The organism is Cobetia sp. Dlab-2-AX (assembly GCF_024124625.1).
GTDB lineage: Bacteria > Pseudomonadota > Gammaproteobacteria > Pseudomonadales > Halomonadaceae > Cobetia.
Map to the genome: position 1 here is coordinate 436,488 of NZ_JAMXRV010000001.1, position 26,091 is coordinate 462,578.

22 protein-coding genes are annotated in these 26,091 nt (G+C 63.4%); 7 read left to right on the plus strand and 15 right to left on the minus strand.

Going from position 1 to position 26,091, the window contains the following annotated elements; genetic code table 11:
• Positions 1 to 15: 15 nt before the first annotated feature.
• On the plus strand, positions 16 to 612 hold the full coding sequence (gene nudE / locus NH396_RS01895; RefSeq protein ID WP_253061538.1) for an ADP compounds hydrolase NudE: 597 nt from the start codon (positions 16 to 18) through the stop codon (positions 610 to 612).
• A 225-nt stretch (positions 613 to 837) separates the two neighbouring features.
• Here the strand turns inward: nudE and NH396_RS01900 are convergent, their stop codons facing one another.
• Positions 838 to 1,197 (minus strand): hypothetical protein, encoded by a 360-nt coding sequence (locus tag NH396_RS01900; protein WP_253061191.1) that lies wholly within the window; start codon positions 1,195 to 1,197, stop codon positions 838 to 840.
• Positions 1,198 to 1,843: 646 nt separating this feature from the next.
• Between NH396_RS01900 and NH396_RS01905 the strand changes: the two genes are divergently transcribed.
• The 3 genes from NH396_RS01905 (at position 1,844) to NH396_RS01910 (ending at position 5,777) form a co-directional block, all read left to right on the plus strand.
• Entirely contained in the window at positions 1,844 to 3,355 is a 1,512-nt protein-coding gene (locus NH396_RS01905; RefSeq protein WP_253061193.1) for a helicase HerA-like domain-containing protein, read from the plus strand.
• Between the two features lie 303 nt (positions 3,356 to 3,658).
• On the plus strand, positions 3,659 to 3,781 hold the full coding sequence (locus tag NH396_RS16995; protein ID WP_290441662.1) for a hypothetical protein: 123 nt from the start codon (positions 3,659 to 3,661) through the stop codon (positions 3,779 to 3,781).
• Between the two features lie 382 nt (positions 3,782 to 4,163).
• Complete coding sequence (locus NH396_RS01910) at positions 4,164 to 5,777, plus strand: diguanylate cyclase (RefSeq protein ID WP_253061195.1); 1,614 nt, start codon at positions 4,164 to 4,166, stop codon at positions 5,775 to 5,777.
• 126 nt (positions 5,778 to 5,903) lie between these two features.
• On the opposite strand, the gene ilvD is transcribed toward NH396_RS01910, so the two are convergent.
• On the minus strand, positions 5,904 to 7,748 hold the full coding sequence (ilvD, locus tag NH396_RS01915; protein WP_253061197.1) for a dihydroxy-acid dehydratase: 1,845 nt from the start codon (positions 7,746 to 7,748) through the stop codon (positions 5,904 to 5,906).
• A 427-nt stretch (positions 7,749 to 8,175) separates the two neighbouring features.
• On the opposite strand from ilvD, the gene NH396_RS01920 reads away from it, so the two are divergent.
• Positions 8,176 to 8,517 carry a YegP family protein gene (locus NH396_RS01920; protein ID WP_043331370.1) on the plus strand — a complete coding sequence of 114 codons (342 nt, stop codon included), beginning with the start codon at positions 8,176 to 8,178 and terminating at the stop codon, positions 8,515 to 8,517.
• A 138-nt stretch (positions 8,518 to 8,655) separates the two neighbouring features.
• Here NH396_RS01920 and lon read toward each other — a convergent pair whose 3' ends face one another.
• The 9 genes from lon to nrdR all read right to left on the minus strand — a co-directional run bounded on the left by lon (position 8,656) and on the right by nrdR (position 18,575).
• Positions 8,656 to 11,106, minus strand: coding sequence for an endopeptidase La (gene lon / locus NH396_RS01925; RefSeq protein WP_253061199.1), 2,451 nt, complete (start codon positions 11,104 to 11,106; stop codon positions 8,656 to 8,658).
• 194 nt (positions 11,107 to 11,300) lie between these two features.
• The gene (locus NH396_RS01930) at positions 11,301 to 12,581 is read right to left on the minus strand and encodes a DUF945 family protein (RefSeq protein WP_253061201.1); all 1,281 of its coding nucleotides are present in this window, start codon (positions 12,579 to 12,581) and stop codon (positions 11,301 to 11,303) included.
• A gap of 115 nt (positions 12,582 to 12,696) precedes the next feature.
• Positions 12,697 to 13,170: a phosphatidylglycerophosphatase A gene (locus NH396_RS01935; RefSeq protein WP_176677623.1), complete on the minus strand. Its 474-nt coding sequence runs from the start codon at positions 13,168 to 13,170 to the stop codon at positions 12,697 to 12,699.
• Positions 13,167 to 14,270: a thiamine-phosphate kinase gene (gene thiL / locus NH396_RS01940; RefSeq protein WP_253061203.1), complete on the minus strand. Its 1,104-nt coding sequence runs from the start codon at positions 14,268 to 14,270 to the stop codon at positions 13,167 to 13,169. Before thiL ends, NH396_RS01935 begins: the two co-directional genes overlap by 4 nt.
• Position 14,271: 1 nt before the next feature.
• The gene (gene nusB / locus NH396_RS01945) at positions 14,272 to 14,787 is read right to left on the minus strand and encodes a transcription antitermination factor NusB (protein ID WP_176677625.1); all 516 of its coding nucleotides are present in this window, start codon (positions 14,785 to 14,787) and stop codon (positions 14,272 to 14,274) included.
• A complete protein-coding gene (ribE, locus tag NH396_RS01950) occupies positions 14,784 to 15,266 on the minus strand; it encodes a 6,7-dimethyl-8-ribityllumazine synthase (protein ID WP_043331374.1) in 483 nt (160 codons plus the stop codon). Before ribE ends, nusB begins: the two co-directional genes overlap by 4 nt.
• 111 nt (positions 15,267 to 15,377) lie before the next feature.
• Positions 15,378 to 16,532 (minus strand): bifunctional 3,4-dihydroxy-2-butanone-4-phosphate synthase/GTP cyclohydrolase II, encoded by a 1,155-nt coding sequence (gene ribBA / locus NH396_RS01955; RefSeq protein WP_176677626.1) that lies wholly within the window; start codon positions 16,530 to 16,532, stop codon positions 15,378 to 15,380.
• A 156-nt stretch (positions 16,533 to 16,688) separates the two neighbouring features.
• Positions 16,689 to 17,843 carry a bifunctional diaminohydroxyphosphoribosylaminopyrimidine deaminase/5-amino-6-(5-phosphoribosylamino)uracil reductase RibD gene (ribD, locus tag NH396_RS01960; RefSeq protein ID WP_253061205.1) on the minus strand — a complete coding sequence of 385 codons (1,155 nt, stop codon included), beginning with the start codon at positions 17,841 to 17,843 and terminating at the stop codon, positions 16,689 to 16,691.
• A 243-nt stretch (positions 17,844 to 18,086) separates the two neighbouring features.
• The gene (nrdR, locus tag NH396_RS01965) at positions 18,087 to 18,575 is read right to left on the minus strand and encodes a transcriptional regulator NrdR (RefSeq protein ID WP_176677628.1); all 489 of its coding nucleotides are present in this window, start codon (positions 18,573 to 18,575) and stop codon (positions 18,087 to 18,089) included.
• Positions 18,576 to 18,975: 400 nt separating this feature from the next.
• Between nrdR and NH396_RS01970 the strand changes: the two genes are divergently transcribed.
• Positions 18,976 to 19,224 (plus strand): GlsB/YeaQ/YmgE family stress response membrane protein, encoded by a 249-nt coding sequence (locus NH396_RS01970; protein WP_043331379.1) that lies wholly within the window; start codon positions 18,976 to 18,978, stop codon positions 19,222 to 19,224.
• A 365-nt stretch (positions 19,225 to 19,589) separates the two neighbouring features.
• Complete coding sequence (locus NH396_RS01975) at positions 19,590 to 21,488, plus strand: sugar phosphorylase (RefSeq protein WP_253061207.1); 1,899 nt, start codon at positions 19,590 to 19,592, stop codon at positions 21,486 to 21,488.
• Between the two features lie 110 nt (positions 21,489 to 21,598).
• Here the strand turns inward: NH396_RS01975 and NH396_RS01980 are convergent, their stop codons facing one another.
• The 4 genes from NH396_RS01980 to NH396_RS01995 form a co-directional block, all read right to left on the minus strand.
• A complete protein-coding gene (locus NH396_RS01980) occupies positions 21,599 to 22,810 on the minus strand; it encodes a glycosyl transferase (RefSeq protein ID WP_253061209.1) in 1,212 nt (403 codons plus the stop codon).
• A 41-nt stretch (positions 22,811 to 22,851) separates the two neighbouring features.
• Positions 22,852 to 23,748 carry an HAD-IIB family hydrolase gene (locus NH396_RS01985; protein ID WP_253061211.1) on the minus strand — a complete coding sequence of 299 codons (897 nt, stop codon included), beginning with the start codon at positions 23,746 to 23,748 and terminating at the stop codon, positions 22,852 to 22,854.
• A gap of 304 nt (positions 23,749 to 24,052) precedes the next feature.
• Complete coding sequence (locus NH396_RS01990; protein WP_175088539.1) at positions 24,053 to 25,354, minus strand: TRAP transporter large permease subunit; 1,302 nt, start codon at positions 25,352 to 25,354, stop codon at positions 24,053 to 24,055.
• Positions 25,354 to 25,998 (minus strand): TRAP transporter small permease, encoded by a 645-nt coding sequence (locus NH396_RS01995; RefSeq protein ID WP_253061213.1) that lies wholly within the window; start codon positions 25,996 to 25,998, stop codon positions 25,354 to 25,356. The genes NH396_RS01990 and NH396_RS01995 overlap by 1 nt, the downstream gene beginning before the upstream one ends.
• Between the last annotated feature and the right edge of the window lie 93 nt (positions 25,999 to 26,091).

The window sequence follows — 26,091 nt, forward strand, 5'->3', positions numbered from 1 at the left end:
ACCGTTCACCCGACCATGAATCATTCAGACACCAGCCACACGCTGACGCCGCCGCGGATCGACTCACGCCGCGAGGTCGCTCGCTCGCGCCTGTTCGCCGTCGAGGCGCTGGAGTTGACCTTTTCCAATGGCGCCACCCGCAGCTTCGAGCGCCTCAAGAGCGGCGGTCACGGCGCGGTGATGATCGTCGCCATGCCCGACCCCGACCACGTGCTGATGATCCGCGAATATGCCGCTGGCCCTGAGCAATATGTGCTGACTCTGCCCAAGGGACTGATCGACCCGGGCGAGGACCCGGTGACCGCCGCCAATCGCGAATTGATGGAAGAATGCGGTTATGGCGCACACAACATCGAACCACTGGCCGAACTGAGCCTGGCGCCCAACTACATGGATCACCGCATGAACGTGATGCTGGCGCGCGATCTGTTCGAAAAGCGCCTGCCGGGCGATGAACCGGAACCGCTGGTCGTCGAGCGCCACCGCCTCGATGAGCTGCCGGCGCTGCTGGCGCGTGAGGACTTCCACGAGGCGCGTGCGGTCGCGGCGCTGTTCATGGCCCGCGAACGCCTGCTGGCCGGGGAAGATACCTACAGCCCTCGCTGGTGGTAAGGGCTTGGTGGCAAGCGCCGATGACAAGCACCTGAGGGGCCAGCCCCCTCTTTCCTGCCCCCCTCACCCCCTGCTTTGCATGCCCCAATACGACGACAAGCCCCCGCCAAGGCGGGGGCTTGTCGTTTCACTCGCGATGCGCTCAAGCGGGTCGTGCTGGCGACTCGTTCAGGCACCGCAAGATCCATTGCGGGTCTGGCCTGGGAACAGACCGTCAAAACGCGTTTATTCGGTCTTCATGCTGCCATCGGCAGTGTTGGCCGAACCGGATTCCGGGCTGACGCCCATGTGATCTTCGCCCTTGTCCATGACCTTGCCGTGCTTGGCGGACTCGGACTGGGCCGTGCCGCCTTCGACCATCATGGAATCCTTCTTGGTGTTGGCAGAACCACTCTCGGTGTTGCGTTCGGTATCGTGATGCACCTTGCCACCTTCATGACCCGCAGCGGTACCACCCTCTACCTTGGTGGAGTGGGCGCCAGTGTTGGCGGAACCGGTGTTGCTGGATTCGTGGTGATCGGCAAAGGCAGCAGTGGTCGGCAGTGCCAGGGCAGTCGCGAAAAGTGCAGCAGTCAGCTTCTTCATGATCCATCCTCCAGTAGCGGTCTGTTGCAAGAGACGAGCAGATGATTCGCTCGGCCGTTGCCGGTAAGCCTTCAAGAATCTCGAGACTGGATGTCTCGAGTTCCAGGCTCCACAAGACATTCCTGCTTATCTCAACGACGTCTTGTGGTACTGCGTAAAATCCTTGCGGCGCATGTATCGACCCTCTCCTGCGCGTCGGCTGCTTGTCGGAGCATTCTTCAAAAAACGTCACCAGAGTTGTACCCGAACCTGATGGTGTCATTCTTGACGAAAACCTCAATCTGCCGAGACGTGTTGCGTCACATGCGCCCTGATGCCTAAAGATATGGAACTAAGGGGCCGAACTTTCAAGCAGAGAAGGGAAAGAAAAATATCTTTCTTCCAGATTTCCTATACAAGAGTGAGATATCGACTCGCGTTTAATTAGCGCCCATATAGGCTGCTGGCCGCTCATCAGGCGGTTTTTCACGCATCGATTGTCTGACGCCATGCGTCAAGTGGCGCAAGATGGCTTGCAGCATTTTACTCAACGAAACATTTTGTAACCCTACAGTTCCATGACATCGCCCATCTCTGCGGTCATCGGCAGTGGTCACCACACCTCCTTCTGCATGCACCGCCACCACCTGAATGACAGGAGACTCACATGCCAGACGTGCTGATCGGGGGGCTCGCAGGACAGGGACCCAAGGGCCACATCACGCTAGCCGGAGCACTGGCCAATCGTCACGGCCTGGTCGCCGGTGCGACAGGTACCGGCAAGACCGTCACGTTGCAGGTGCTGGCAGAAGAGTTTTCACGCATGGGAGTGCCGGTGTTCACCGCCGACGTCAAGGGCGACCTCTCCGGTATTGCCGCGGCAGGTGCCGCGCATCCACGCGTCGATGACCGCCTCGCCAGCCTCGGCATCAATGACTGGCAGCCTCAGGCCGCGCCCGTCAGGCTATGGGATCTGTTCGGCAAGAGTGGGCATGCGGTGCGTGCCAGCGTGGCTTCCATGGGGCCTGAGCTGATGTCGACCCTGCTGGAGTTGAACGACACCCAGAGTGGCCTGATGCACCTGGCCTTCGATCATGCCGAGCGTGAAGGGCTGGAGCTGATCGATCTCAAGGACCTGATCAGCCTGCTGAAGCATATCGAGCGCGAGCGCGAAGCCTTTGAGGAGCGCTACGGCAGCGTCAGCCCCCAGAGCCTCGGTGCCATGCTGCGCCGAGTGCATGTGCTGGCCACCCAGGGCGGCGAGCGCTTCTTCGCCGAACCGGCGCTCGACATCCATGACATGCTGGCGACCACGGGCGAGGGAGACCAGACACGCGGCTTCATCAATCTGCTCGATGGGCGTGAATTGATGCAAAGCCCACGCCTCTATACCACCTTCCTGCTTTGGTTCCTGTCGACGCTCTTTCGCACCCTCCCCGAACGCGGCGATGCCGACCGCCCGGTGCTGGTGTTCTTCTTCGACGAGGCCCACCTGCTGTTCGATGCCGCTCCCAAGGCATTGCTCGAGCGCCTCGAGCAGACGGTGCGCCTGATTCGCTCCAAGGGAGTCGGCGTCTACTTCGTGACCCAATCCCCCGCCGACATCCCCGATGACGTGCTCGGCCAGCTGGGCAACCGGATCCAGCATGCCCTGCGCGCCTTCACTCCACGCGACCAGAAGGCCGTCAAGACCGCTGCCGAGACCTTCCGCCCCAACCCGGCCCTCGATACGGCTCGGGTGATCACGGAACTTGGTGTGGGCGAGGCACTGGTCTCGGTGCTCGACAACAAGGGTACGCCCACCCAGGTGGAGCGCACCTTGATCGCGCCGCCGCGTGGGCGGATCGGCCCGTTGAGTGACAGCGAGCGCGCAGCGCTGCTGGCAAGCTCATCACTGGCCGGTCGCTACGATGAGGCGATAGACCGTGAATCGGCTCACGAGCGCCTCGAGGCGCAACTGACGAGCTCGGCGACAGCCCAGGTTCGGACGGAGGAGACGCCAGCCGCGACGCCTGACATCGAGCAAACAAGTCCGGTGGCCGAAAGCGCCCCACGCAAAGGCGGCAGACAGCGTCAAGGCATCATGGAGACCCTGCTCAAGTCCGTGATGCGCGCCTTGGGATCGCAACTGGGACGGACCCTGATTCGCAGCCTGCTGCGCTCCTTCACTCGCCGCTGAGGCTCGCTGCTTTCAGTCTGACACCACGCCAACAGCCTGAGGCGCTCCTTGGCAAATAGACGCTTCCCCCGACAATCAGGCTCTCGAGACTGAGAGGCTCACCCTTCACGAAAAGCAGGACATCACCCATGGGAATTTGACCATGGGTGATGTCCTGCTTTCGCTATCCAAGGCTGCTGACATCATATCGTCGCGCAAACTTCATTCGCTCTCGGCAAGGAGACGCCATACTGATGTTTGCTGCTTATCGGCAGCACACCATGACACACACTCGATTGCCACTACTCTCGGGGAGACTTGACGATGTGCATGAGCAATGAAGCATTGGAATTGTGGCTGAACGACAACTGGTTCTCGATTGAACTGGCGTTGGAAGCCATCGAAATGGAAGCGACAGCGGAACCTCAGCTGGCCGAAGCCGCCTGAGCCAGGAGCGTTACGCATGACAACAGCGGGATCCTGCCGGCCCCATCGGTGACACCAGGTGTGAACGGCACAGGACCCGGATGACAGGACAAGCGGCACACAGACTCTGCCACGCATGGCGACGCATCATGGTGGGCAGAGAAAGAACTTGTCGGGGAGGCCGTCGATCAGCCATCGACCGGCCTCCCCGTTTCTTTTGTACCACCAGATTCACGACCTGGCGCGCCTCTAGTCCAGTCACACCTCGAAAGGCGCCGTCATTCTTACGTATATAAACAGTTGATTATCTTCTCCAGTAAAACACCCATTCATCGCTCCGAGCCAGCATAATCGATGTATGGCCATTCCCCTCTCCCCGCAACATGCAAGATAAGGATGTCACATGCTGCCTACCCCGCCCGCGCGACCATCCTCCTCGGGACGTTCGAATCCAGTTGATACCTCAGAGCTCTCGCCACAGGCCGCCGCCGCGACTGTCTTCCTCAATCAGAATCTCGGACCCGCCCAGCTGCAAGCGTTGTTTGCCCTGACACTCGCGCCTGCGGGAACCTTCAGCGAACAGCTCAGAGAGTACCTGGTGACCGCTTGCCGCCTGCTGGGGATGACCACTGGCATCCTCGGCCACGCAGAGGCCAATCGCTATGAAATCATGGCGGCGGTCAATCCTCCGCCCGGCAAGGTCGAGGGCGCGATCGCACCGCTGAACGAGACCTACTGCAATGAAGTCGTTGAGCAGGCTGGCTGCATCGCCTACGCCAATATCGCGACCACGCCAGCACTCGAGGCTCATCCGGCTCTCAAGTCGATGCCCTTCCAGAGCTATATCGCCGCGCCGGTATGGACCGAAGGCCGTCTGACCGGCACCGTCTGCTTCGGCGACGACTCACCGCGCGCGACAGATTTCAGCGCCAGCGATCGTGCACTGGTCGAGACACTGGCCAGCCTGCTGGGAGGCTTGATCGATCGCGAGAATGAACGCAAGCGGCTCGCCAGCGAACTGAGCAACCTGCGCCTCGCCTACCAGGAGATGGAGCTGCTGTTCTCACGCTGCCAGCTCCCGATGGCGATCATGGACTTCCATGGCCATTGGACACGTCTCAATCCGGCGCTGGCCCAACTGCTGGGGACGGAGAGGAGTGAACTGCAGCGCGGCGCGCTGGAGGATGTCTCGCACCCTGCTGACATGCAGGCCTGTCAGGAGGCGCTTATGGCCATGCAGGCCGGCGAGATCACCCACTTCGAGCAGCCGCACCGCTATCTGGGCAGACAGGGGCAGATCATCGAAGTCATGCTGCATCTGGATGTAATTGACAGCCACTCCGGCGTCATTCTGAGTCAGCACCAGGACCTCAGCGAGCAGCGCTCCCACGAGGAAAGCCTGGCCCGCATGCGGCACAAGCTGGCCAGCATGACGCCCCCGGGCCCGGCCGTGCCGTCGGTGCTGGACAAGCTGTTGCCCGCCGAGATCTTCGAGCAACAGCTGGATGGCGAGATCGCGCGCAGTGCACGCCACGGGCAGCCACTGTCGATCCTGCTGCTCAACGTGGATGCCTTTACCGACTTCAATCGCCAGTACGGCCGCGCCGCAGGAGACCGCGCACTGCAGCAGGTCTCCACCATCCTGCGCAACGCGACACGCAAGAGCGACCTGCTCAGTCAGCGCGACGATGGCTCGCTGATTGCGGTGCTGGGCCAGACCGATTCCAGCGGCGCCATCATCCTCGCCGAGCGCGTCCGCCATGCCACGACAGAACTGCATGGCCTCGAGGGACCAGTCACCTGCAGCATCGGGCTGACCTGCTATCACCCGGCGCCCGATACGCTCACGCTGGCCAACCGTCTCGAGCTCTGCGAGCGCGCCCAGCACGCACTCAAGAAGGCCAAGCGCCAGGGACGCAATCGCGTGCGCTTCCTTGAGCTTGAGCCGGTCATCCCGACGGACACCTTCGCAAGCCCTCAGTCACCGAGCGGCTCCCCCTCGCCCGACCTGCCCTGAGTGGCGCCTTTCGTGTGTGCGCCCTGCCACGGATGCCCCTCAGGCACATCCCCATCAACGACAACGGCCACCCCTTGGGGTGGCCGTTGTCGTTTGACTCCTGCAGGCTTGCTCAATCCAGCTTGCTCAATCCAGCTTGCTCAGGTCGCGCACGGCGCCCTTGTCAGCAGAGGTCGCCAGCAGGGCATAGGCCTTGAGCGCCGCGGAGACGCGACGATTGCGCTGGATGCTCGGTTTCCAGGCATCCTTGCCACGGGCTTCCATCGCCTCGCGACGCGCATGCAGCTCGGCATCGCTGAGCTGGACGTTGATGGTGCGGTTCGGGATGTCAATCAGGATGGTGTCGCCATGCTCGACCAGACCGATGGCGCCGCCCGCCGCCGCTTCCGGAGACGCGTGGCCGATGGACAGGCCCGAGGTACCGCCGGAGAAACGTCCGTCGGTGAGCAGCGCACACGCCTTGCCCAGCCCCTTGGACTTGAGATAGGACGTCGGGTAGAGCATTTCCTGCATGCCCGGACCACCCTTCGGCCCTTCGTAGCGGATGATCACGACGTCGCCTTCCTTGACCTTGTCGGCCAGGATGTCTTCCACCGCCTGATCCTGGGACTCGCAGACGTAGGCACGGCCTTCGAAGACCAGGATGGAGTCATCGACGCCAGCGGTCTTCACCACGCAACCATCCAATGCGATGTTGCCGTACAGCACGGCCAGGCCGCCCTGGGTGGAGAAGCAATGGTCGTAATCGCGAATACAGCCCTGGGCGCGATCACCATCCAGGCTCGGCCAGCGCGCGCTCTGCGAGAAGGCGGTCTGGGTCGGAATACCGCCCGGGCCGGCGCGATAGAACTCGACGACTTCATCAGTGGGCGAGCGCATGATATCCCACTCTTCCAGCGCCGCAGACAGCGAGTCGCCGTAGACGGTCGGCACTGAGGTATCCAGCACGCCGGCACGATCCAGCTCGCCCAGAATCCCCATGATGCCACCGGCACGATGGACATCCTCGATATGATATTTCTGGGTGTTCGGCGCCACCTTGCACATCTGCGGCACGTTGTGGGAAAGCTTGTCGATGTCGGACATGGTGAAGTCGACACCGGCTTCCTGAGCGGCAGCCAGCAGGTGCAGGATGGTGTTGGTGGAACCGCCCATGGCGATGTCCAGCGTCATCGCATTGGTGAAGGCGGCGCGGGAGCCGATGGCCCGCGGCAGAAGGTGCTCTTCATTGCCTTCGTAGTAACGACGGGCCAATTCGACGATGCGATGACCGGCAGTCTCGAACAGGCGACGACGATCGGAGTGCGTGGCCAGTACGGTACCGTTGCCCGGCAACGCCAGGCCCAGCGCCTCGGTCAGACAGTTCATGGAGTTGGCCGTGAACATGCCCGAGCAGCTACCACAGGTCGGGCAGGCACTGCGCTCGATCTCGGCGACCGTCTCGTCGTCGACGCTGTCATCGGCAGCGATGACCATGGCATCGACCAGATCGAGACCGTGATCCAGCAGCTTGGTCTTGCCGGCTTCCATCGGGCCACCGGAGACGAAGATGACCGGGATGTTGAGGCGCATGGCGGCCATCAGCATCCCCGGGGTGATCTTGTCACAGTTGGAGATGCACACCAGCGCATCCGCACAGTGGGCATTCACCATGTATTCGACGCTGTCGGCGATCAGGTCACGCGACGGCAGCGAATACAGCATGCCGTCGTGGCCCATGGCGATGCCATCATCGACCGCGATGGTGTTGAATTCCTTGGCGACGCCGCCGGCCTTCTCGATCTCGCGCGCGACCAGCTGCCCCATGTCCTTGAGGTGAACGTGGCCCGGAACGAACTGGGTGAAGGAGTTGGCAACGGCGATGATCGGCTTCTGGAAGTCGCCATCTTTCATGCCGGTGGCGCGCCACAGGGCGCGAGCGCCGGCCATGTTACGACCTGCGGTGGTCGTACGGGAGCGATACTCTGGCATGGTGTCCTCGTCAATAGTGCTTGGCCGCTCTCCTGTGTGAAGAGGGACTGATTCATGGAATCGCGCCTGGCAGGGTCAAACTGACGCCGCCCTTCTGCGCAATCCGCTGCAGAATCACTCCGCACGGGAGCGGCTTCTGTTTTGGTCAGGCGGCGCCCCCCGTGGGGTACGCACACCTGGTGTCCAGAGGAGACGCGTGCCTCACGGGTCAACGCTGTCAGCCTGGGGACAATTCTGTCATGTACCGGCCCTGCTTGCCTACCAGATAGCAACGTCCACGCCACACGCAGCCCCGAAAGATGCCGACAAGCGCAAAAGCGTTGAATCAAGCGGCCTCTAGCGTGGGCCTGCGGCGGGAGGCGCTGATTACACTGAGGGACGACACATCAGGCAATGCCAGACACCCCACAAGGAACAGGAGTCACCCATGGCCGGAAAATTCGTCATCACTCGGGGCAAGGACAGCAAGTTCTACTTTGCGCTGAAGGCAGGCAACGGCGAGAAGATCCTGCAGAGTCAGGGCTATGCCGACAAGCGCGGCTGCCTGAACGGCGTGGAGTCCGTGCGCAAGAATGCCGTCGAGGAAAAACGCTTCACCCGGGAAGTCGCCAAGGACGGACGTTTCTATTTCACCCTGCTGGCCGCCAACAGCCAGCAGATCGGTCGCAGCCAGATGTACAAGTCGGAGTCCGGGCGCGACAACGGAATCGCCAGCGTCGGGCGCAATGCCGCTGAGGCGGCCGTTCTGGAACAGCTCGATACCGCCTGAATGCCCGCGAGCATGACGCCTGCATGCACACAATGCCCCACTGCAAAGCAAAAGCCCCACTGCAAAGCAGAAGCCCCGCCGATTGGCGGGGCTTCTGCTTTTCGTCGGATGTCGCCATCCATTCTGCGCCCTGCGCTGTCAGTGTCGCTGTGCGCTGTCAGTGTCAAAGACCACACGCGAGACATCCGCGTAGCGAGCCGCGAAGTGCACGATCATGCCTTCCTTCAGGTATTCCGGCAGCTCATCGTAATCACGCTGATTAGCCTGCGGCAGGATCAGCTCGTAGATATCACTGCGCCGCGCGGCAATCACCTTCTCGCGGATACCGCCCACCGGCAGCACCTGACCGGTCAAGGTCAGTTCACCAGTCATCGCCAGTCCCTTGCGCGGGGCCTGACGCTTGGCCAACGACATCAACGCCGTGGTCATGGTCACACCGGCGCTGGGGCCATCCTTGGGCGTCGCGCCCTCGGGCACGTGCAGGTGAATGAAGGACTCGTTGAAGAAGTCCGCCTCGGCATCATAGGCCTCGAGATTGGCCAGGGTGTAGGAGTAGGCGATGTTGGCGGACTCCTGCATCACGTCACCCAGCTTGCCGGTCAACTTCAAGCCACGTGTCAGGCCATGCACCCGGGTGGCTTCGATGGGCAGGGTCGCCCCACCCATGCTGGTCCAAGCAAGACCGGTCACCACGCCTTCGCCGGCCAGAACCTTCTCGCGACGGAAGATCGGCGCCCCGAGGAATTCCTCGAGGTTCTTGACCGAGACCTTCACGGTCGCAAGCTCCTCTTCCAGCAACTTTACCGCCGCCTTGCGCACGATGCGGTGCAGCTGTTTCTCCAGCTGGCGCACGCCGGCTTCACGCGCATAGCCCTCGATGACCTGACGCAGCGCGGCATCACTCAGATTGATGCGCTTCTTGGGGATGTTGTCGCGGGTCAGCAGCTTCGGCCACAGGTGGTGCTTGGCGATCGCCACTTTCTCCTCGGCGATGTAGCCGGAGAGGCGAATCTGCTCCATGCGGTCCAGCAGCGGGCCGGGGATGCTGTCCAGCGTGTTGGCGGTACACACGAACAGCACCTTGGAGAGATCGAGACGCACATCGAGATAGTGGTCGAGGAAGTCGACATTCTGCTCCGGATCGAGCACCTCGAGCAGCGCCGAGGCCGGATCGCCCTGGAAGGACTGCCCCAGCTTGTCGATCTCATCGAGCATGATCACCGGGTTCTCGACCTTGACCTCCTTGAGCGCCTGCACCAGCTTGCCGGGCATGGCGCCCACGTAGGTGCGGCGATGCCCCTTGATCTCGGACTCGTCTCGCATTCCACCGATCGAAAAGCGATAGAACTCGCGCCCCAGCGCCTGGGCGATGGAGCGCCCGATGGAGGTCTTGCCGACGCCGGGCGGGCCGACCAGCAGCAGGATCGAGCCGCCGACATCGCCCTTGAAGGTGCCCTCGGCCAGAAACTCGACGATGCGTGACTTCACGTCATCCAGCCCATCGTGATCGCGATTGAGCACGGTGCGCGCGTGGGCCAGATTGAGCTGATCGGTGGAGGTGATGCCCCACGGCAGCGAGGTCAGCCAGTCAAGATAGTTGCGTGTGGTGCCGTATTCCGGCGAACCGGTCTCCAGCACCGACAGCTTGTCGAGCTCGTCATCGATGCGCGACTGGACACGCTCCGGCACCTTGAGCTCGTCGAGACGGCCACGGAAGGTATCGACGTCGTTCTCGCGATCATCCTTGGAGATGCCCAGTTCACGCTGGATGACCTTGAGCTGTTCGCGCAGGAAGAATTCGCGCTGATGCTTCTCCATCTGCGCGTTGACCTGCTGGGAGATCTCGGTCTGCAGCTGTGCGACCTCGATTTCCTTGCGCAGCAGAGGCAGCACCTTCTGCATGCGCTCCATCACTGGCAGCGACTCCAGCACTTCCTGCAGCTCAGCACCCTTGGCCGAGGTGATGGCGGCGGCGAAATCGGTCAGCGGGCCGGGTTCATGCGGGCTGAAGCGGTTGAGGTACTGCTTGAGCTCCTCGCCGTACAGCGGGTTGATCGGCAACAGCTCCTTGATGCCGTTGATCATCGCCATCGCGTAGGCGCGGGCCTCGTCGCTCTCGGCATCGACCGGTTCGCGCGGATAGTTGACCTCAACCAGATAGGGAGGCTTGCGCGACAGCCAGCGCGTGATGCGGAAGCGACGCAGCCCTTGGGCGATGAACTGTACCTGGTCATCGCCGTCTTCGGGCTTGTGGACGCGCACGGCAGAGCCGATCTCGGGAAAGTGCTCGACCCCCAGCTCATCCACTTCGACATCGCCGACGAAGGCCAGGCCGACAGCATGATGCGGCGTATTGCCGACCAGCTGCATGGTCTCGGCCCAACGCTGCTTGTTGATCACCAGCGGCTGAACCTGGGCCGGGAAGAACGGGCGATTGTGAATCGGCAGCAGGTAGATGCGCTCCGGTAGCTGGTCGCCACTCGGCACCAGCCCACCCGAGGCGGAAGAAGAAGGCTCTTGTGACTGGCTGTCATCCTCGAAGCCGGCAAGAATATCGTCGTTATCGGAAATCTCTTCGTGACGTGGCATGCAACCCTCATGAAACCAGGCCTCGGTTGAGGCGATCATCTCCACCAATGCGGCCAGTGAGCCACTTTATCAAGGCACGCTTGCCGCGCCGGGGACGCAACACTGCGTGTTCAGAGTGGCACCGGGCGCCCCCCTGGAAACGACAATGCCCGCCATGAGGCGGGCATTGTCGTTTCCAGCATACTGCGCGACGCTCAGTAGATCGGAGTGCCGTTGATCTTCACGCTGTCACCATCGATCTCGACCACCAGGTTGCGGTCGGCGGCCTGCGGAGAGACACCTGCCATCATGGCCATCATCGGCGGTACGTTGCGGAACTCGAAGCGCCCGCTCAGACGATTCAGGAAGGCCCGCTGAGCCGGCACGGTCTGCAACTCCTGAATGGACAGATCAGTGATGTCGGCACCATCAAGAATCATCTGGCCATCACCCTGCATGTCGACACCGAAGGCATCGCTTTTGGCATTCAGCGATTCCAGTGTCATGCGCGGAGAGGTGCTCAGCATGGTGAACAGCGGCGCTTCGACCTTCTCGAGCATGGCGACCTGCTGCGCTTCGCTCAGCTCCTCGAACGGCTTGCCCGCTTCTTCCAGCAAGCCCTGCAGCTGGGTGATGAAGTCATAGACGGCCGCACCCTGCAGACGATCGATCGAGATGGACACGTCGCCGCTGGCCATCTGCTGATCACCCGCGCTGACATCCTGCACCGACAGCTTCATCAGATAGCGCAGCTCGGTCGGGTCCAGACGCGTTTCACCGCTGTAACGGATATCGCTGGCGACCACTGGCGGCTGACCGGTGCCGTTGTCGATGGTCAGGGTGTCCAGCACGATCTTGTCGTCCTGGCGGAAGTCATTGTCCGCCCCGCGATAGATGCCGTTGAGGCTCAGAGTGCCGACGCTGATCTTCTCGGCGCCATTGGTGATATCGAACGGCGTGATCTCGCCATCCACGGTAATTTCCGGTGTGTCACCACCATCATGGGAAGCCACCAGCTCGCCGCCCTGGAAGTCGATGCGCGTACCGCTCTCCGGGTCCTGCCAGTCAAAGGCCGGCAAGGTCAGAGTAGTATCGCTGGCGCCGCTGAAGTTGTCGACGCTGCCATCGAAGGCGATCGCCTTGCCATCACCGAGCACTTCGGCGAAGACGTCGCGTGACGGCGTACCGTACAGCACCTTGACGTTGCCCTGCATGGTGGTCGACAGCAGGCCGTGGCCGGCTTCATAGGGCAATAGGATGCGCATGGGACCTTCCCCGTCCCCGGTGGCGAGTTCCATCTCTACCCGGCCCGCGGAGCCGAACCAGCCGCTGTCGACATCCTCTCGGGTCGCCTTGATGTCGGAGCTCCTGTCGAGCTCTGCCACCATGCGGGCCATCTCATCTTCAAAGCGCTGGCTTGAGTAAGCCACGCCGCCGACATAGCCGGCTGCCCCGATGACGACCACTGCCGTCGCGGTTACCAGTCCCTTGCCCATCGCATTAACCCTTGTCCGTTATTGGAGCATCACACCGTCTGCGCGGTGCCTCTTGTCGCATCTGCTTCCATCAGTGAAACATGTGCATGAGCCTCGCCGCCAAGGCAGCGAGGCGTCAGTGCAACCACAGCCACAGATGCATCGTCGACCAGGCATAGATACCGGCGAAGATGTCATCCAGCATGATGCCGAAGCCACCGGCAACCCGGCGGTCGGCCCAGCGAATCGGCCATGGCTTGAGAATATCGAAGACCCGGAAGACCACGAAGCCCCACAGCGCTGCCTGCCAAGAGAATGGCACGGCGGCCATCGTGATCCAATAGCCGACGAATTCGTCCCAGACGATCCCGGAGTGATCATGCACGCCGAGATCGCGCGAGGTGCGATCACAGATCCAGATCCCGACCAGCGAGGCGACCAGCACGGTGGCCAGATACGGCCACAGCGTGAGGTTGGTCATCAGCCAGTAGAACGGGATTGCCGCGAGAGTACCAAAGGTACCCGGTGCAAAGGGCGCGGTACCGCTGCCCAGCCCGAAGGCCAGGAAGTGCACGGGGCGCCGCCAGACACTGGCGGGTGCGCGATTCATGGTGCCACCCCGTTCTCGTTGCGTGACGACGCATCACCACAGGAGCCATCTGTCCCAGAGGCCTGTGTGGCAGAGACCTGTGTGTCAGAAGCCTGCGAGGCAGAGAAATGCTGCCAGCTCTGACCCGTCGCTGCCTGCTCAATGCCCTTGTCCATCAGCATCACGCGTGGCGCATCGCCGCCCGCCGCCTGCATGCGCCCGATGACATTCAAGGGCAGGTTGAGCGAGCGCAGGGCAAGCCTGGCCGTCTCGAGGTTCTCCTGGGGCAGCGTGAGCAACAGCTCGTAATCGTCGCCGCCATTGAGGACCGCCTCGCGGGCGCCCTGCTCGCCCAGCGCCGTGACCAGCTCCGGCGCCAGCGGCAGTTCGCCAAGCTCCAGCGCCGCCGACAGCTGACTGGCACGACAGATGTGTGCCAGATCGCCCATCACGCCATCGGAGACATCCAGGCCCGCACTGGCCAGCTCACGCAGCGCCAGCCCCGCATCGACCCGCGGTTCTGGTCGCAGGTAGGCCGCCAGGCAAGGGTTCAGCACATCGCGGACGCCATCCTGCCAGGCCTTGAGTCCGGCATGCGCCAACCCCGGCAGACCGGTGACCGCGATGAGATCGCCCTCGCGGGCGCCGTCACGCCGCAGGATCGGGCGGGCCACGCTGCCGGCCTGCTGAGCAGGCTCGAGCACGCACGGCAACTCGCCATGCACGGTGATCGTGATAGAGAGCGGGCCGCGCGTGACGTCGCCGCCGACCAGCGCGATGCCGTAGCGATCCGCCAGCGCGTGGAAACCGGCCGCAAAACCATGCAGCCAGTCTTCATCCACGTCCGGCAACGTCAGCGCCAGCAACGCCCAGCGCGGGGTCGCACCCATCGCCGCCAGATCAGACAGATTGACGGCCAGGGCACGATGGCCGATGGACGCCGCAGGCGCATCCGGCGGGAAGTGCACCCCCGCCACCGAGGTATCGACACTGACCGCCATCTGCATGCCATCACTGGCGGCAAGAAGTGCACAGTCGTCTCCCGGCCCCAGCAACACGCCCGGTGCCCCGGACAGATCGCGCTGGAAGTAGCGGGCAATCAGCTCGAATTCACCTGGCATGTCAGCGCAGGCGGGCCTGGGTCACCTCGGCGCTGCGCAGCTTGACTGCCAGCTTGTCGAGGATCCCGTTGACGTACTTGTGCCCGTCGGTGGCACCGAAGGTCTTGGCCAGCTCGACCCCTTCGTTGATCGCCACGCGATACGGCACTTCCATGCGCTTGGACAGCTCGTAGGCACTCAGACGCAGGATGGCCAACTCGATCTCGTCGAGATCCTGCAAGCGGCGGTCGAGCAGCGGGCTGATGCTGGCATCCAGTTCTTTCTGGAAGCGTGGCACGTTGTGCAGCAACTCGTGGAACAGGGCCTGGTCAGCGATGCGCATCACCTCGACCCAGTTCTCGTGCAGTTCGACATCATCGTCGATCTTTTGACCACGGAACTCGGCCTCGATGGTGGTCATGTTCTTGCCGGTCATCTGCCACTGGTAGATGCCCTGCACGGCCAGCTCGCGAGCGGCGCGCCGCGCCTGCTGCTGCCTGGACGGCTCGCGCTCGGTACGTTCATTGCGTTCGCTCACGCGTCACCTCCCATGGCCTTGAGCAGGGAGACCATTTCCATCGCCGCCATGGCCGCTTCGGTACCCTTGTTGCCAGCCTTGGTGCCGGCACGCTCGATGGCCTGCTCGATGGAATTCACCGTCAGCACGCCATTGGCGACCGGGGTGTCGAATTCGAGCTGCAGACGGGACAGCGCGGAGTTGCACTCGCCGGCGACGTATTCAAAGTGCGGCGTACCACCGCGGATCACCGCACCCAGCGTGATGACGGCGTGCGGCTTGACCTTGGCCAGCACGGCCTTGACGGCCAGCGGAATTTCCCAGGCACCCGGCACGTGGATCAGGTCGATGTTTTCCTCATCGACGCCGTGGCGTACGAGAGAATCGACCGCGCCTTCCACCAGGCTGTCGACGACATGGTGGTTGAAACGCCCGACGACGATGACGTAACGGCCATCGACATTGGTGAAAGTGCCTTCGAGTTGAGCAATCGGTTGCATGGTCAGTCCACAATGCTAGCGCCCCGGAGAACCGGGGCGGGGATATCAATCATACCGGGGCAGGTCGCCAGAAGCGCGCGACCTCCCCCGCCATTTGGGGTGCCGAAGCGCTTACGCGCCTGCGGCGTCTGCGTCTGTCTCGCCTGCCGTGTCATCACTGCCGACCAGTTCGACCACTTCGAGGCCAAACCCGGACAGGGCAGAGAATTTCCACGGCGAGCTGAGCAGACGCATCCGGCCGACACCGAGATCCCGAAGGATCTGGGCACCGGTACCGGTGGTCAGATAGTTGCCCGCACCATCGGATTCGTTGGTGCGCGGGGTACGACGTCGGCCGAGGAAGACATCGAGACGATCCTTGTAATCCAGCGTGTCGCTGCCGGTGTCCAGCAGTACCAGCACGCCGGCATCGGCGGCGGCGACTTCAGCGAGTGCATCATTGAGCGCCCAGCTGCTGCTGCCCGGCTGACGCAGGGTCAACAGGTCGCGCATCGGGTCCTGCACGTGCACGCGCACGGTAGTCAGAGACTCGGCATTCGGCGTGCCCTTGACCAGCGCCAGGTGGTGACGGCCCTGGATGCGATCGCTGAAGCAATGCAACGTCAGCTCGCCGAAGGCGGTCTCGACCTGCTCGCTATCCAGCACTTCCACGGTCTGCTCATTGTGGATGCGATATTCGATCAGATCCGCAATGGTGCCGACCTTGAGGTCGTGCTCGGCGGCGAAGCGCTCGAGCTCTTCACGACGCGCCATGCTGCCGTCATCATTCATGATTTCACAGATCACGCCGGTCGCGCCAAAGCCCGCCATGGACGCCAGGTCACAGGCCGCCTCGGTATGGCCGGCACGACGCAGCACACCACCCGGCTCCGCCATCAGCGGGAAGATGTGTCCCGGCTGGACGATGTCCTGCGGGCGCGCATTGCGCGCGGCAGCAGCCTGCACGGTCCGGGCGCGGTCAGCCGCCGAGATACCGGTGGTGACGCCTTCGGTGGCCTCGATGGAGAGCGTGAACTTGGTGCCGAAGCCGGAACCGTTGGCCTGAACCATCAGTGGCAGCTGGAGCTGTTCGCAATGCTCACGCGACATCGGCATGCAGATCAAGCCACGCGCGTGGCGTGCCATGAAGTTGATGTGCTCGGCTGTCACGGCTTCCGCGGCGATGATGATGTCGCCTTCATTCTCACGATCCTCGTCATCCATGAGGATGACCATCTTGCCTTGCCGGATATCCTCGACGAGTGCTGCGATGCCTGATAGCGCCATGCTTGCTCCACTTTACGGGCTGCGCCGGCCCATGCCGGACCCACGCGTAGTATCAAAAAGTCGGGCGTCAGGGTACCCCGCCACCCCGTTTTGCGCCAGCACCCAGCGACGCCGCTGTCGCCAGACGGCGGCAAGTGCTTGCGTGACAACAAGAAATCAGTCGTCGCTCTCCTGTGGGCCTGGCGATGCTACTGGCACCGCGGTGATGCGCCAATCACGCCCCACCGCCCGAATATCGCGAATCTCGACCCGGCGCTGCTGCGCCATGTGATCCAGCCCCGGCAGTGCCAGCAGCGGACGAGCCTCACCACCCAGCAGCGTGGGCGCCATGAACAGCTGCATCTCATCGACCAGGCCTGCCTGGATCATGGCCCCGGCCAGCACCGCGCCGGTTTCCAGCAGCACCTCGTTGGCCTGCTCGTGCTCGGCCAGATAGCGCAGCAGGGCCTCGAGGTCCACGCGGCCATCTTCGCCGGCCGGCAGCGCCAGCACCTCGGCACCGGCCGCCTCCAACAAGGTACGTCGCTCAGCCAGCGCCGCTGTCTCATCCGCGACACATACCAGCAGCGTACGACCGGATTGCGCCAGAATGCGCGCCGCCAGCGGCAGACGCAGATGGCTGTCCACTACCACGCGCAACGGCTGACGCGCCACCAGCGCCTCGAGTCCCAGCGGGTGGTCGTCGAGACCGAGCTGGTCGGCGCGTACATTGAGACGCGAATCATCGAAGATGACCGACTCGATGCCGCTCATCACCACGCTGGAGCGGGCGCGCAGACGCTGCACGGCGCTGCGCGCTTCAGGGCCGGTGATCCATTGGGATTCGCCGGAAGCCATCGCCGTGCGACCGTCCAGACTCATGGCCTGCTTGAGGCGCACGAAGGGCCGACCGCGCTCCATGCGTGACAGGAAGCCGGGATTGAGCGCTCGCGCCTCCTGCTCCAACACCCCGACCGTCACCGCGATGCCCGCACCCTGCAACAGCGCGATGCCGCGCCCGGCAACCTGCGGATTCGGATCACGCATCGCGATCACCACCCGCGAAACGCCCGCCGCGATCAGCGCCAGCGAGCAAGGGCCGGTCCGCCCGGTGTGGGAGCAGGGCTCCAGCGTCACATAGGCCACGCAGCCCAGCGCGCGCTCGCCCGCCTCTGCCAGCGCATTGACCTCGGCATGCCCTTCCCCGGCACGCACATGAAAGCCGCTCGCGATCACCTCGTCAGTCTCGGCCTCTACCAGCACACAGCCGACACGCGGATTGGGCTGCGTCGTGTAGCTGCCCAGTCGCGCCAGGCGCAGGGCGTGGGCCATGTGGCGCGCATCACGCGCCGAGGAAGCACCGCGTGCGCGAGAGTGACTGTCGCGAGAGTGGCTGTCACGGGGAGCATGAGAAGCATGGGGAGAAAGAGACATGCGATACCTTGGCGTGAAACGAGAGAAGGTAGGCGTAGCCCAGGCGGTGACCAATACTTCGAGGCCTGAGCTACGCAGCGTGACGCGACAGAGCCAGCAGACACAGGCCTCGAGGTCATCTGCAAGGATGACCTCGAGGCATCAGGGCCGCGAATCTTCCTCGCCCGGCAGGAAGCTGGGCTCCTGGGCGAGGCGGTCGATCTCGGCGCGGAACTCATCAAGGTCCTGGAAGCGACGATAGACCGAAGCGAAGCGGATATAGGCGACCTGATCCAGCCGCTTGAGCTGCTGCATGACTTCATCCCCGATGCGCCGCGCCTCGATCTCACGTTCGCCGGTGGCACGCAGACGCTGGCGAATGCGCTCCACCGCGGCCTCGATCAGTTCGGAGGACACCGGGCGTTTTTCCAGCGCACGCAGCATGCCGGCACGCAGCTTGTGCTCATCGAAGCTCTCACGCGAGCCGTCACCCTTGACCACGCGCGGCATGACCAGCTCCGCTGTTTCGTAGGTCGTGAAACGCTCACCACAGGCCGCACACTGGCGCCGACGCCGCACCTGGTCACCCTCGACCACCAGCCGGGAATCCGTGACCTTGGTTTCATGAGTTCCGCAGAAGGGACAGTGCATGTTGGAGAGCCTGCTTGGGTGCGAGGTGGCTGCGACCCCGCGCGAAGCACAGCGAGGAAGTGGCGCAGCGCAGCCGAATGACAGCGAATGGCGGGTATTGTAACCGTTAAGGCCCCGCCACGGGAGCCTATGTCAGCCCCGACCTATCTGAACTGGCCTTGGGGAGAGACCAAAGGGCGACAGGAGTTTCCTGCATTGTCGCCCTGGGGGGGGCGGACACCACGGCGAAAGCGTCAATCAACCTGCTCGGCAGGCTTGAAATCCCCGCGGGATAACCGAAAGATGACATCAGGGTGCAGCGCCTCACGAGGACGCTTGCCCGAGCTGTGGAATCCTTTCACGACTGGCGGCAGATGATCTCTGCCGCGAGACTGATCACGATGACGCAAGGAGCTGCGACATGGGAATCATTGCATGGATCATATTCGGTCTCATTGCCGGCATCATCGCCAAGGTGATCGTGCCCGGCAAGGACCCGGGTGGCATCATCGTCACCAGCATCATCGGCATTCTGGGGGCCGTGGTCGGTGGCTGGGTCGGCACCCTGATGGGCTTCGGGGAAGTGACGGGATTCAATCTGGCCAGCTTTGTCATCGCCGTGCTCGGCGCCGTCATCCTGCTGATCCTGTATCGCGTGCTGCGCAAGTAAAGCGCGTCTTGAAGCGCATTGGCGTCAGCCGGCCTCAGGCCATATGACGCCCGACAGGACGGCCAGCCGGCTCATGCAGGCTGGCCGTCCTGTCTTGCAGGCTTGAAGAATCTGGCCCGAGGCGTGCATGACTCAAGGGTAAAGACACCAGGCCGTCGCCCACGGGCGCCGCTGAGCCGATGCGCTATTCAGGCATTTCACCAAACGACGGCCAGCCGACTTCATCTGATATGTGATTTCCTGTCTTGCCACCGGCCCCCGCAAGATTGCGCCGGCGGGCTTAACGAAGATCACCCGCGACACGCTCTGCCCGTTGCGGCTCACGCGGCAGAGCCAGACCGCTTCTGCTGCCACGAGGATTGCCCATGTCCGATACGCCACCTCCCGATCACTCGACTTCCACTGCCTCCGATCCTGCGCCGAGCGAGGGCAACGCCAGGCCACGCGCCAGAGTCTCTCTCGCCAAGCGCCTCTCGCAGGCTGATTTCCAGGCCCACGCCACACGTCTGCTCGCCGAGATCTACCCGCAGCGTCATGAAGAAGTCCTCAGACGCCTGGAGACGGTGCTGGATTTCCATCGCACGCGCCTCAATCCCCGCGTACCGGAAGGCGAGCCACTCTGGAGCGAGCGCGACCAGTGGCTGATCACCTACGGCGACAGCCTGCAGCAGGAAGGCGAGGCGCCACTGGCGACCCTGCACGACTTCCTCGCCAGCCGACTGGACGACAGCCTGTCCGGTGTCCACGTGCTGCCCTTCTTTCCGTGGAGCAGCGATGACGGCTTCAGCGTCGTCCACTATCGCGAGGTCAATCCGGCCCTCGGCGACTGGCAGGACATCCGGCGCCTGAGTGAGCAGCGCGACCTGATGGCAGACCTGGTCATCAATCACTGCTCACGCGAGTCACTGTGGTTCGCCGACTATCTGGCCGGTGTGCAGCCCGGTCGCGACTACTTCATCGAGATGGACCCCGACACCGATGTCTCCGAGGTCGTGCGCCCGCGCCCGTCTGCCCTGCTCACGCCGGTGCATACCCGTCGTGGCCTGCGCCATCTTTGGGCAACCTTCTCGGATGACCAGATCGACCTGAACTTCGCCAATCCCGATGTGCTGCTCGAATTCATCGGCATCCTGCTTTATTACCTCGAGCAGGGCGCGGGCATCATCCGCCTCGATGCGGTGGCCTTCCTGTGGAAGCGCCAGGGCACTTCCTGCATCCACCTGCCGGAGACACATGCCGTGGTGCGCCTGCTGCGCGCCATCGTCGATCATCTGGCGCCGGGCAGCCTGTTGATCACCGAGACCAACGTGCCCCATGCCGAGAACATGTCCTACTTCGGGCTCGACCGTCTGTCACAGCACGACCTCGCCACCATCGAGGGCAGCGCCCAGGCCGATGAAGCGCACCTGATCTATCAGTTCACGCTGCCGCCGCTGACGCTGCACACCCTGACCTCCGGCGATGCCAGCGCCCTGACCCAGTGGGCCGCCAGCCTGCCGTCGTTGCCCTCCGGCTGCAGCTACTTCAACTTCACCGCCAGCCACGACGGCATCGGCGTTCGCGCCCTTGAGGGCCTGCTGCCCGACCACGAGCGCGACACCCTGGTGCGACTGGTGCATGACTTCGGCGGCTACGTCAGCATGCGCGCCAACCCGGGCCGCGCCGACACCCCCTATGAACTCAACATCAGCTACTTCGATGCGCTCAAGGGCACGCGGCGCGGCCAGGACCCGTGGCAGATAGAGCGTTTCATCGCCAGTCAGACCCTGATGCTGAGCCTGCAGGGCATCCCGGGGCTGTATATCCACTCGCTGACCGCGACCCCCAATCACCAGGAAGGCGTCGAACGCGATGGTCATCTGCGCGCCATCAACCGCCGCAAGTGGCAGCGTGATGAACTGGAAGCGCTGCTGGCAAGCCCCAACACCGCAACCCATGAGGTCTTCCACGCCCTCAAGCGCCGGATGGCACTGCGCCGCAACGAACCCTGCTTCCACCCGGATGCCGACCAGAATGTCTTCGATGTCGGCCCGGACTTCTTCGTCTTCGAGCGCGTCACCCATGAAGGGCGTCGCCTGCTGTTCGCCCTCAATGTCACCGATCAGCCGCGCGTGCTGCCGCTGCCGGCAAGCTGGCAAGGCGTCGCGCTGACCGACCACCTGTGCCACGACAAGGCCTACGACCCCACCATGGCTCGCCGTCCCTATCAAGCGGCCTGGCTGATGGAGCAAACCGTGCGCCCGCCGGCCATCGAGGTCGTCTGACGCCCTCTTTTTCCCCTCCTGCCAACGACAACGGGGCTGCCAGTGGCAGCCCCGTTGTCGTGGGTCTTGCTGTTTCCCCCCGCGAGCCTTGCTGTTTCCCGCCGCGAGCGTTACTGGTTGTCCAGCTCCACCGCTTCGTGCATGCGCTCGAGCAGGTCCGGCACGGCTGACTGCACCCGGTTCCAGCTCGGGATGAAGGGCTTGTCGCGCGGATTGTCGAGGAAGGCGCTGCCGGCATCCATGATGTTGGATGCGAACAGCTCCACCGCCGCTTCCTCGCTATGGCGGTCGACCGTCAGACCATTCATGACGGCATCGTTGTAGTAGGTCTCGATCAGGTCCAGCGCGATACGGTAGTAGGTGGCCTTGATGGTGCGGAAGGTCTCGCCGTGGATCTCGACGCCCAGCGTGGCCAGCTTGCGATACATGGCCTTGGCGATATCCAGGCTCATGCGGTTGAGCCCGCCCAGTGCGTCCTCCTCGGACAGCGGCTGGTGCTTGTGATCATAGGCATCGGCGATATCCACCTGACACAGACGCTTGGTGGAATAGTTGCGATGCACTTCCGAGAGCACACCGATCTCCAGCCCCCAGTCACTGGGAATGCGGATATCCGCCAGCACGTCGGTACGCATCGAGAACTCGCCGGACAGCGGGTAGCGATAGCTGTCGAGGTAATCCAGGTACGGCAGCGGGCCATAGACCTTCTTGAGCGCACGGATCAGCGGCGTGACCATCAGACGCGCCACGCGACCGTTCAGCTTGCCCTGGGCAATTCGCGAGTAGTAGCCCTTGCAGAACTCGTAGTTGAACTGCGGATGCGCCACCGGATAGATCAGCCGCGCCAGCAGGCCACGGTCATAGGTGACGATGTCACAGTCATGCAGTGCCACCGCTTCGGCGATGCCCGAGGACTGTACGTAACCGGAGCAGTACCAGACATTGCGCCCCTTGCCGGCCTCCATCGGCGCCAGACCATGCTCGGTCAGCTCCTCGTCCAGCGCACGCAGGCGCGGACCATCATTCCACAGGATGCGGTGATGCTGCGGCAGGTGCGAGAAGAACTCCTTGGCATGCTCGAACTGGTCACGGTCGGCGCGGTCCAGCCCGATCACGATCTCGCTGAGGTAGGGCACCTGGGCCAGCTCCTCGACGATATGCTTGAGGGCGGGGCCTTCCAGCTCGGAATACAGCGACGGCAGAATCAGGCTCATCGGCCGCTTGCGGGAGAAGCGCATCAGGTCCGCTTCGAGATCTTCCACCGGACGATCGGTCAGGTTATGGAAGTTGGTGATGATGCCATTCTGGTAAAAATCGCTCATGTCAGCTCCTTGTCATGCCGAAGACATGCATCAGGCAGGCGTCAGGCGCCCAGGCCTCTGGATGTCCATTCTTCCGGCTGGCCATTGGCCAGCCAGTGACGCAATCCCTCGACCCATCCCTGCGGTCCGGGGGAATTGGCGCGGAAACAGCGGCGCTCATCCGCCAATGTCGGGTAGTCGCCAAGCTCACGATCGCGCTGTGAGGTATCGCCGACGCCGGGGATCAGCACAGCGTTGTCGACGGCGGCCAGTAGCGGCAGGTCATTGGCGCCATCACCGAAGCCCAGCGTCCAGGGGCGCACCCGCTCGCAGAGCCGGTAGCGCGCGATCAGATAGCGCGCTGCCACGCCCTTGTCGCTGTCCCCGGTCACATGGTGGAAGCGCCCACCACGTGTCAGCTTGAGGCCATGACTGGCCAGACGCGCGCGAAAGTCCTCGAGACGCTCCGGCGCGTCACGCCACACCAGCGGCTCACTGGCATCACGCTGTCCCGCCAGGGCCGCGTCGCCCTCCTCCAGCCCCGTCAGCTCACTGATTCTCGCCACCGACATCGAGGCGAAGCCCTCGAAGGCGAATTCCGCGCTCAGCTCCTCCAGGGCCGCGAGAATCCTGTCGCGGGGCATCGCCACCGCGATACGACACAGGCCGTGGGCATCCGGGGCGCTGGCCGCTTCAAGCGGGTAGGCGCTCAGCCAATCGGCAGGCAGTGCCACCACGCCGCCGTTCTCGGCGATCCAGGGCTGACCCGCCAGCCCCAGTGAGTTCATCAGTGGCGTGAGTTCGGCTGCGGTCTTGGAGGTGTTGGGCACGATCCAGGCACCACGGGCGCGCAGACGGGTCAGCCAGCTGCGTGCCGGGCCCGGTGAGTAATCGTGGTGATCCAGCAGCGAGCCATCCAGATCGGTCAGCAACAACAGCGGTGCTTGAGTCTCTGACATGTGAACTCTCCTCGTGAAGTGCTGCAGCGTGTCGGGGGTCACCTCGGCAGGATCTCGTGGCACCGGACAGGCATTGCAAGAGCATTGCAGGGAATGTGCCAAGATGGTGCAGCCTCCATGTCAGCCTGCCCTCTCTCGCCATGACGATGTTTATGCACCCGCTCATTTGCACCATCAAAGAGCACAAAGCCTGCCTTGCATGATGTCACGCCTCATGGCGGCGCAAATTCAACGTCACCAACGACGACGCCCTCGCATCTGCGAGGGCGTCGAGTTCTGGGCAAGTGGACAACGTCTGTTGAGACTAGACCAGCCACAGCGACAGTTGCGGCCACAGCAGCAACATCGCCAGCACGCACAGCTGGATGGCGATGAACGGCAGCAGCGAGACGAAGATATCCTTGAGGCTGATGCCTTCCGGTGCCACGCCTTTCAGATAGAAAGCAGCAGGCCCGAAGGGTGGCGACAGGAAGGACACCTGCATGTTGACCGCGAACAGCACACCGAACCATACCGGGTCGTAGCCGAGCTGAACGATGATCGGCACGAAGATCGGCAGGGTCAGCATCGCGATGCCGATCCAGTCGAGGAACAGCCCCAACAGCAGCAGGATCGCCATCATCACCATGATGATCGCCAGCGGCGGGATATCCAGGCCGAGAATCATGCTCGACACGAAGCGGTTGCCGCCCATCAGGTTGTAGACCCCGACCAGCGCCGCCGCGCCGATGCCGATCCAGATGATCATGCCGCAGGTGTTCATGGTCTGGGACAGCGCACGCTGCATCAGGGTGATGGAGAACTCACCGCGCAGCATCACCGCCACCAGCACGCCGAAGCTGCCCATCGCCGCGGCTTCGGTCACCGAGGCCACGCCACCATAGATGGAGCCCAGCACCAGCCCCGCGATGACCGCCGGCACGCCGATGGCCTTGAGCAGCTCACGCTTGCTCTGGAAGCTGGCGCGGCGCTCCTCCTCGGGCATCACCGGCCCCAGCGAAGGGTTGCGCAGGCAGCGGATCAGCACGTAGATGATGTAGCTTGCCATCAGCACGATGGCCGGGGTGATCGCCGCGGTGAACAGGTCCGCGATCGACTGGTTGGCGATCAGGCCATAGATGATCAGCACGATGGAGGGCGGCATCATGGTGCCCAGCGAGCCGCCGGCACACACCACGCCGATGGCGATGTGCTTGTCATAGCCGAGCCTGAGCATCTGCGGCAGCGCCAGAATCCCCAGCAGCACGATCTCGCCGCCGATGATGCCGGACATCGCGGCGAGGAAGAACGCCACCACGATGGTCTGGATTGCCACGCCGCCGGGCAGGCGCCCTGCCATCACGCGCATGGCATTGAACAGGTCCCTGGCGATCCCCGAGCGATCCAGCAGCGAGGCCATCAGCACGAACATCGGCACCGCCACCAGCGAATACTCGGTGACGAAGCCATAGACACGACTGGTGACCAGCGGCAGCGCCATCGGACCAAACCAGCCAAAGGTGTAGGCCAGCGCGACCAGGCCGGTGACGAAGGCCAGCGGCAGGCCGGTGACCAGCAGCGCGAAGATGCCGCCGACCAGCAGCATCGTAGCCGTTGCGATATCCATCAGCGCGGCTCCTTGTGGTCAGCTGCGGCGCCGGGAGTGGCGTCGGAGGCATCATGAGACTCACTGCCGCCCTCGGGCGGACGGGGCGAGAAGAAGGTCTGATAGAGATGCCACAGCGCCTGCAGGGTCATCACCGCCAGCGCGAACAGGATCACGCCCTTGGTCAGCGCCGGAAACGGCGGATTCCACGAGGTGCCGGAACGCTCCAGCTGCCACTCGCCCAGCGGACTGTGCGAGGCACGCCAGAACATCACCCAGCCCGCATAGCTCATCGCCAGACAGAAGACGAACGTCATCACGTCATTGAAGCAGTCCAGCACGTAGCGAAAGCGCGTGCCGACCAGGTCGTAGAGCACACGCACGCGAATATGGCGATTGTTGGCCAGTGCCGCCGGGCCGCCCAGCGCGAAGCTGGTCGCGACCAGGAAGATCACCGTCTCGTGCACCCAGGAGGTCGGTGAATCGAGGCCGTAGCGCATTACCACCTCGAACACGCTGATCGCCATCGCCAGCAATACCAGCCACGCCGCGGCGCGCGTGCCCTTGCCCACCAGGCGGTCCAGCGGCGTGCGCGTGCCCAGGTTCGGGTCGTGGTCATCCGACGCCTCGGGTAGCCCCGGCGACGCCACATCATGTTCTGCCATATCGAATTCCTTGCTGACTCGCTGCCCCGAGGAGAATCGGCGCGCCCAGTGAGCACGCCGACCTTGATCTCCCGCGTCTTCATCGTTCTACGA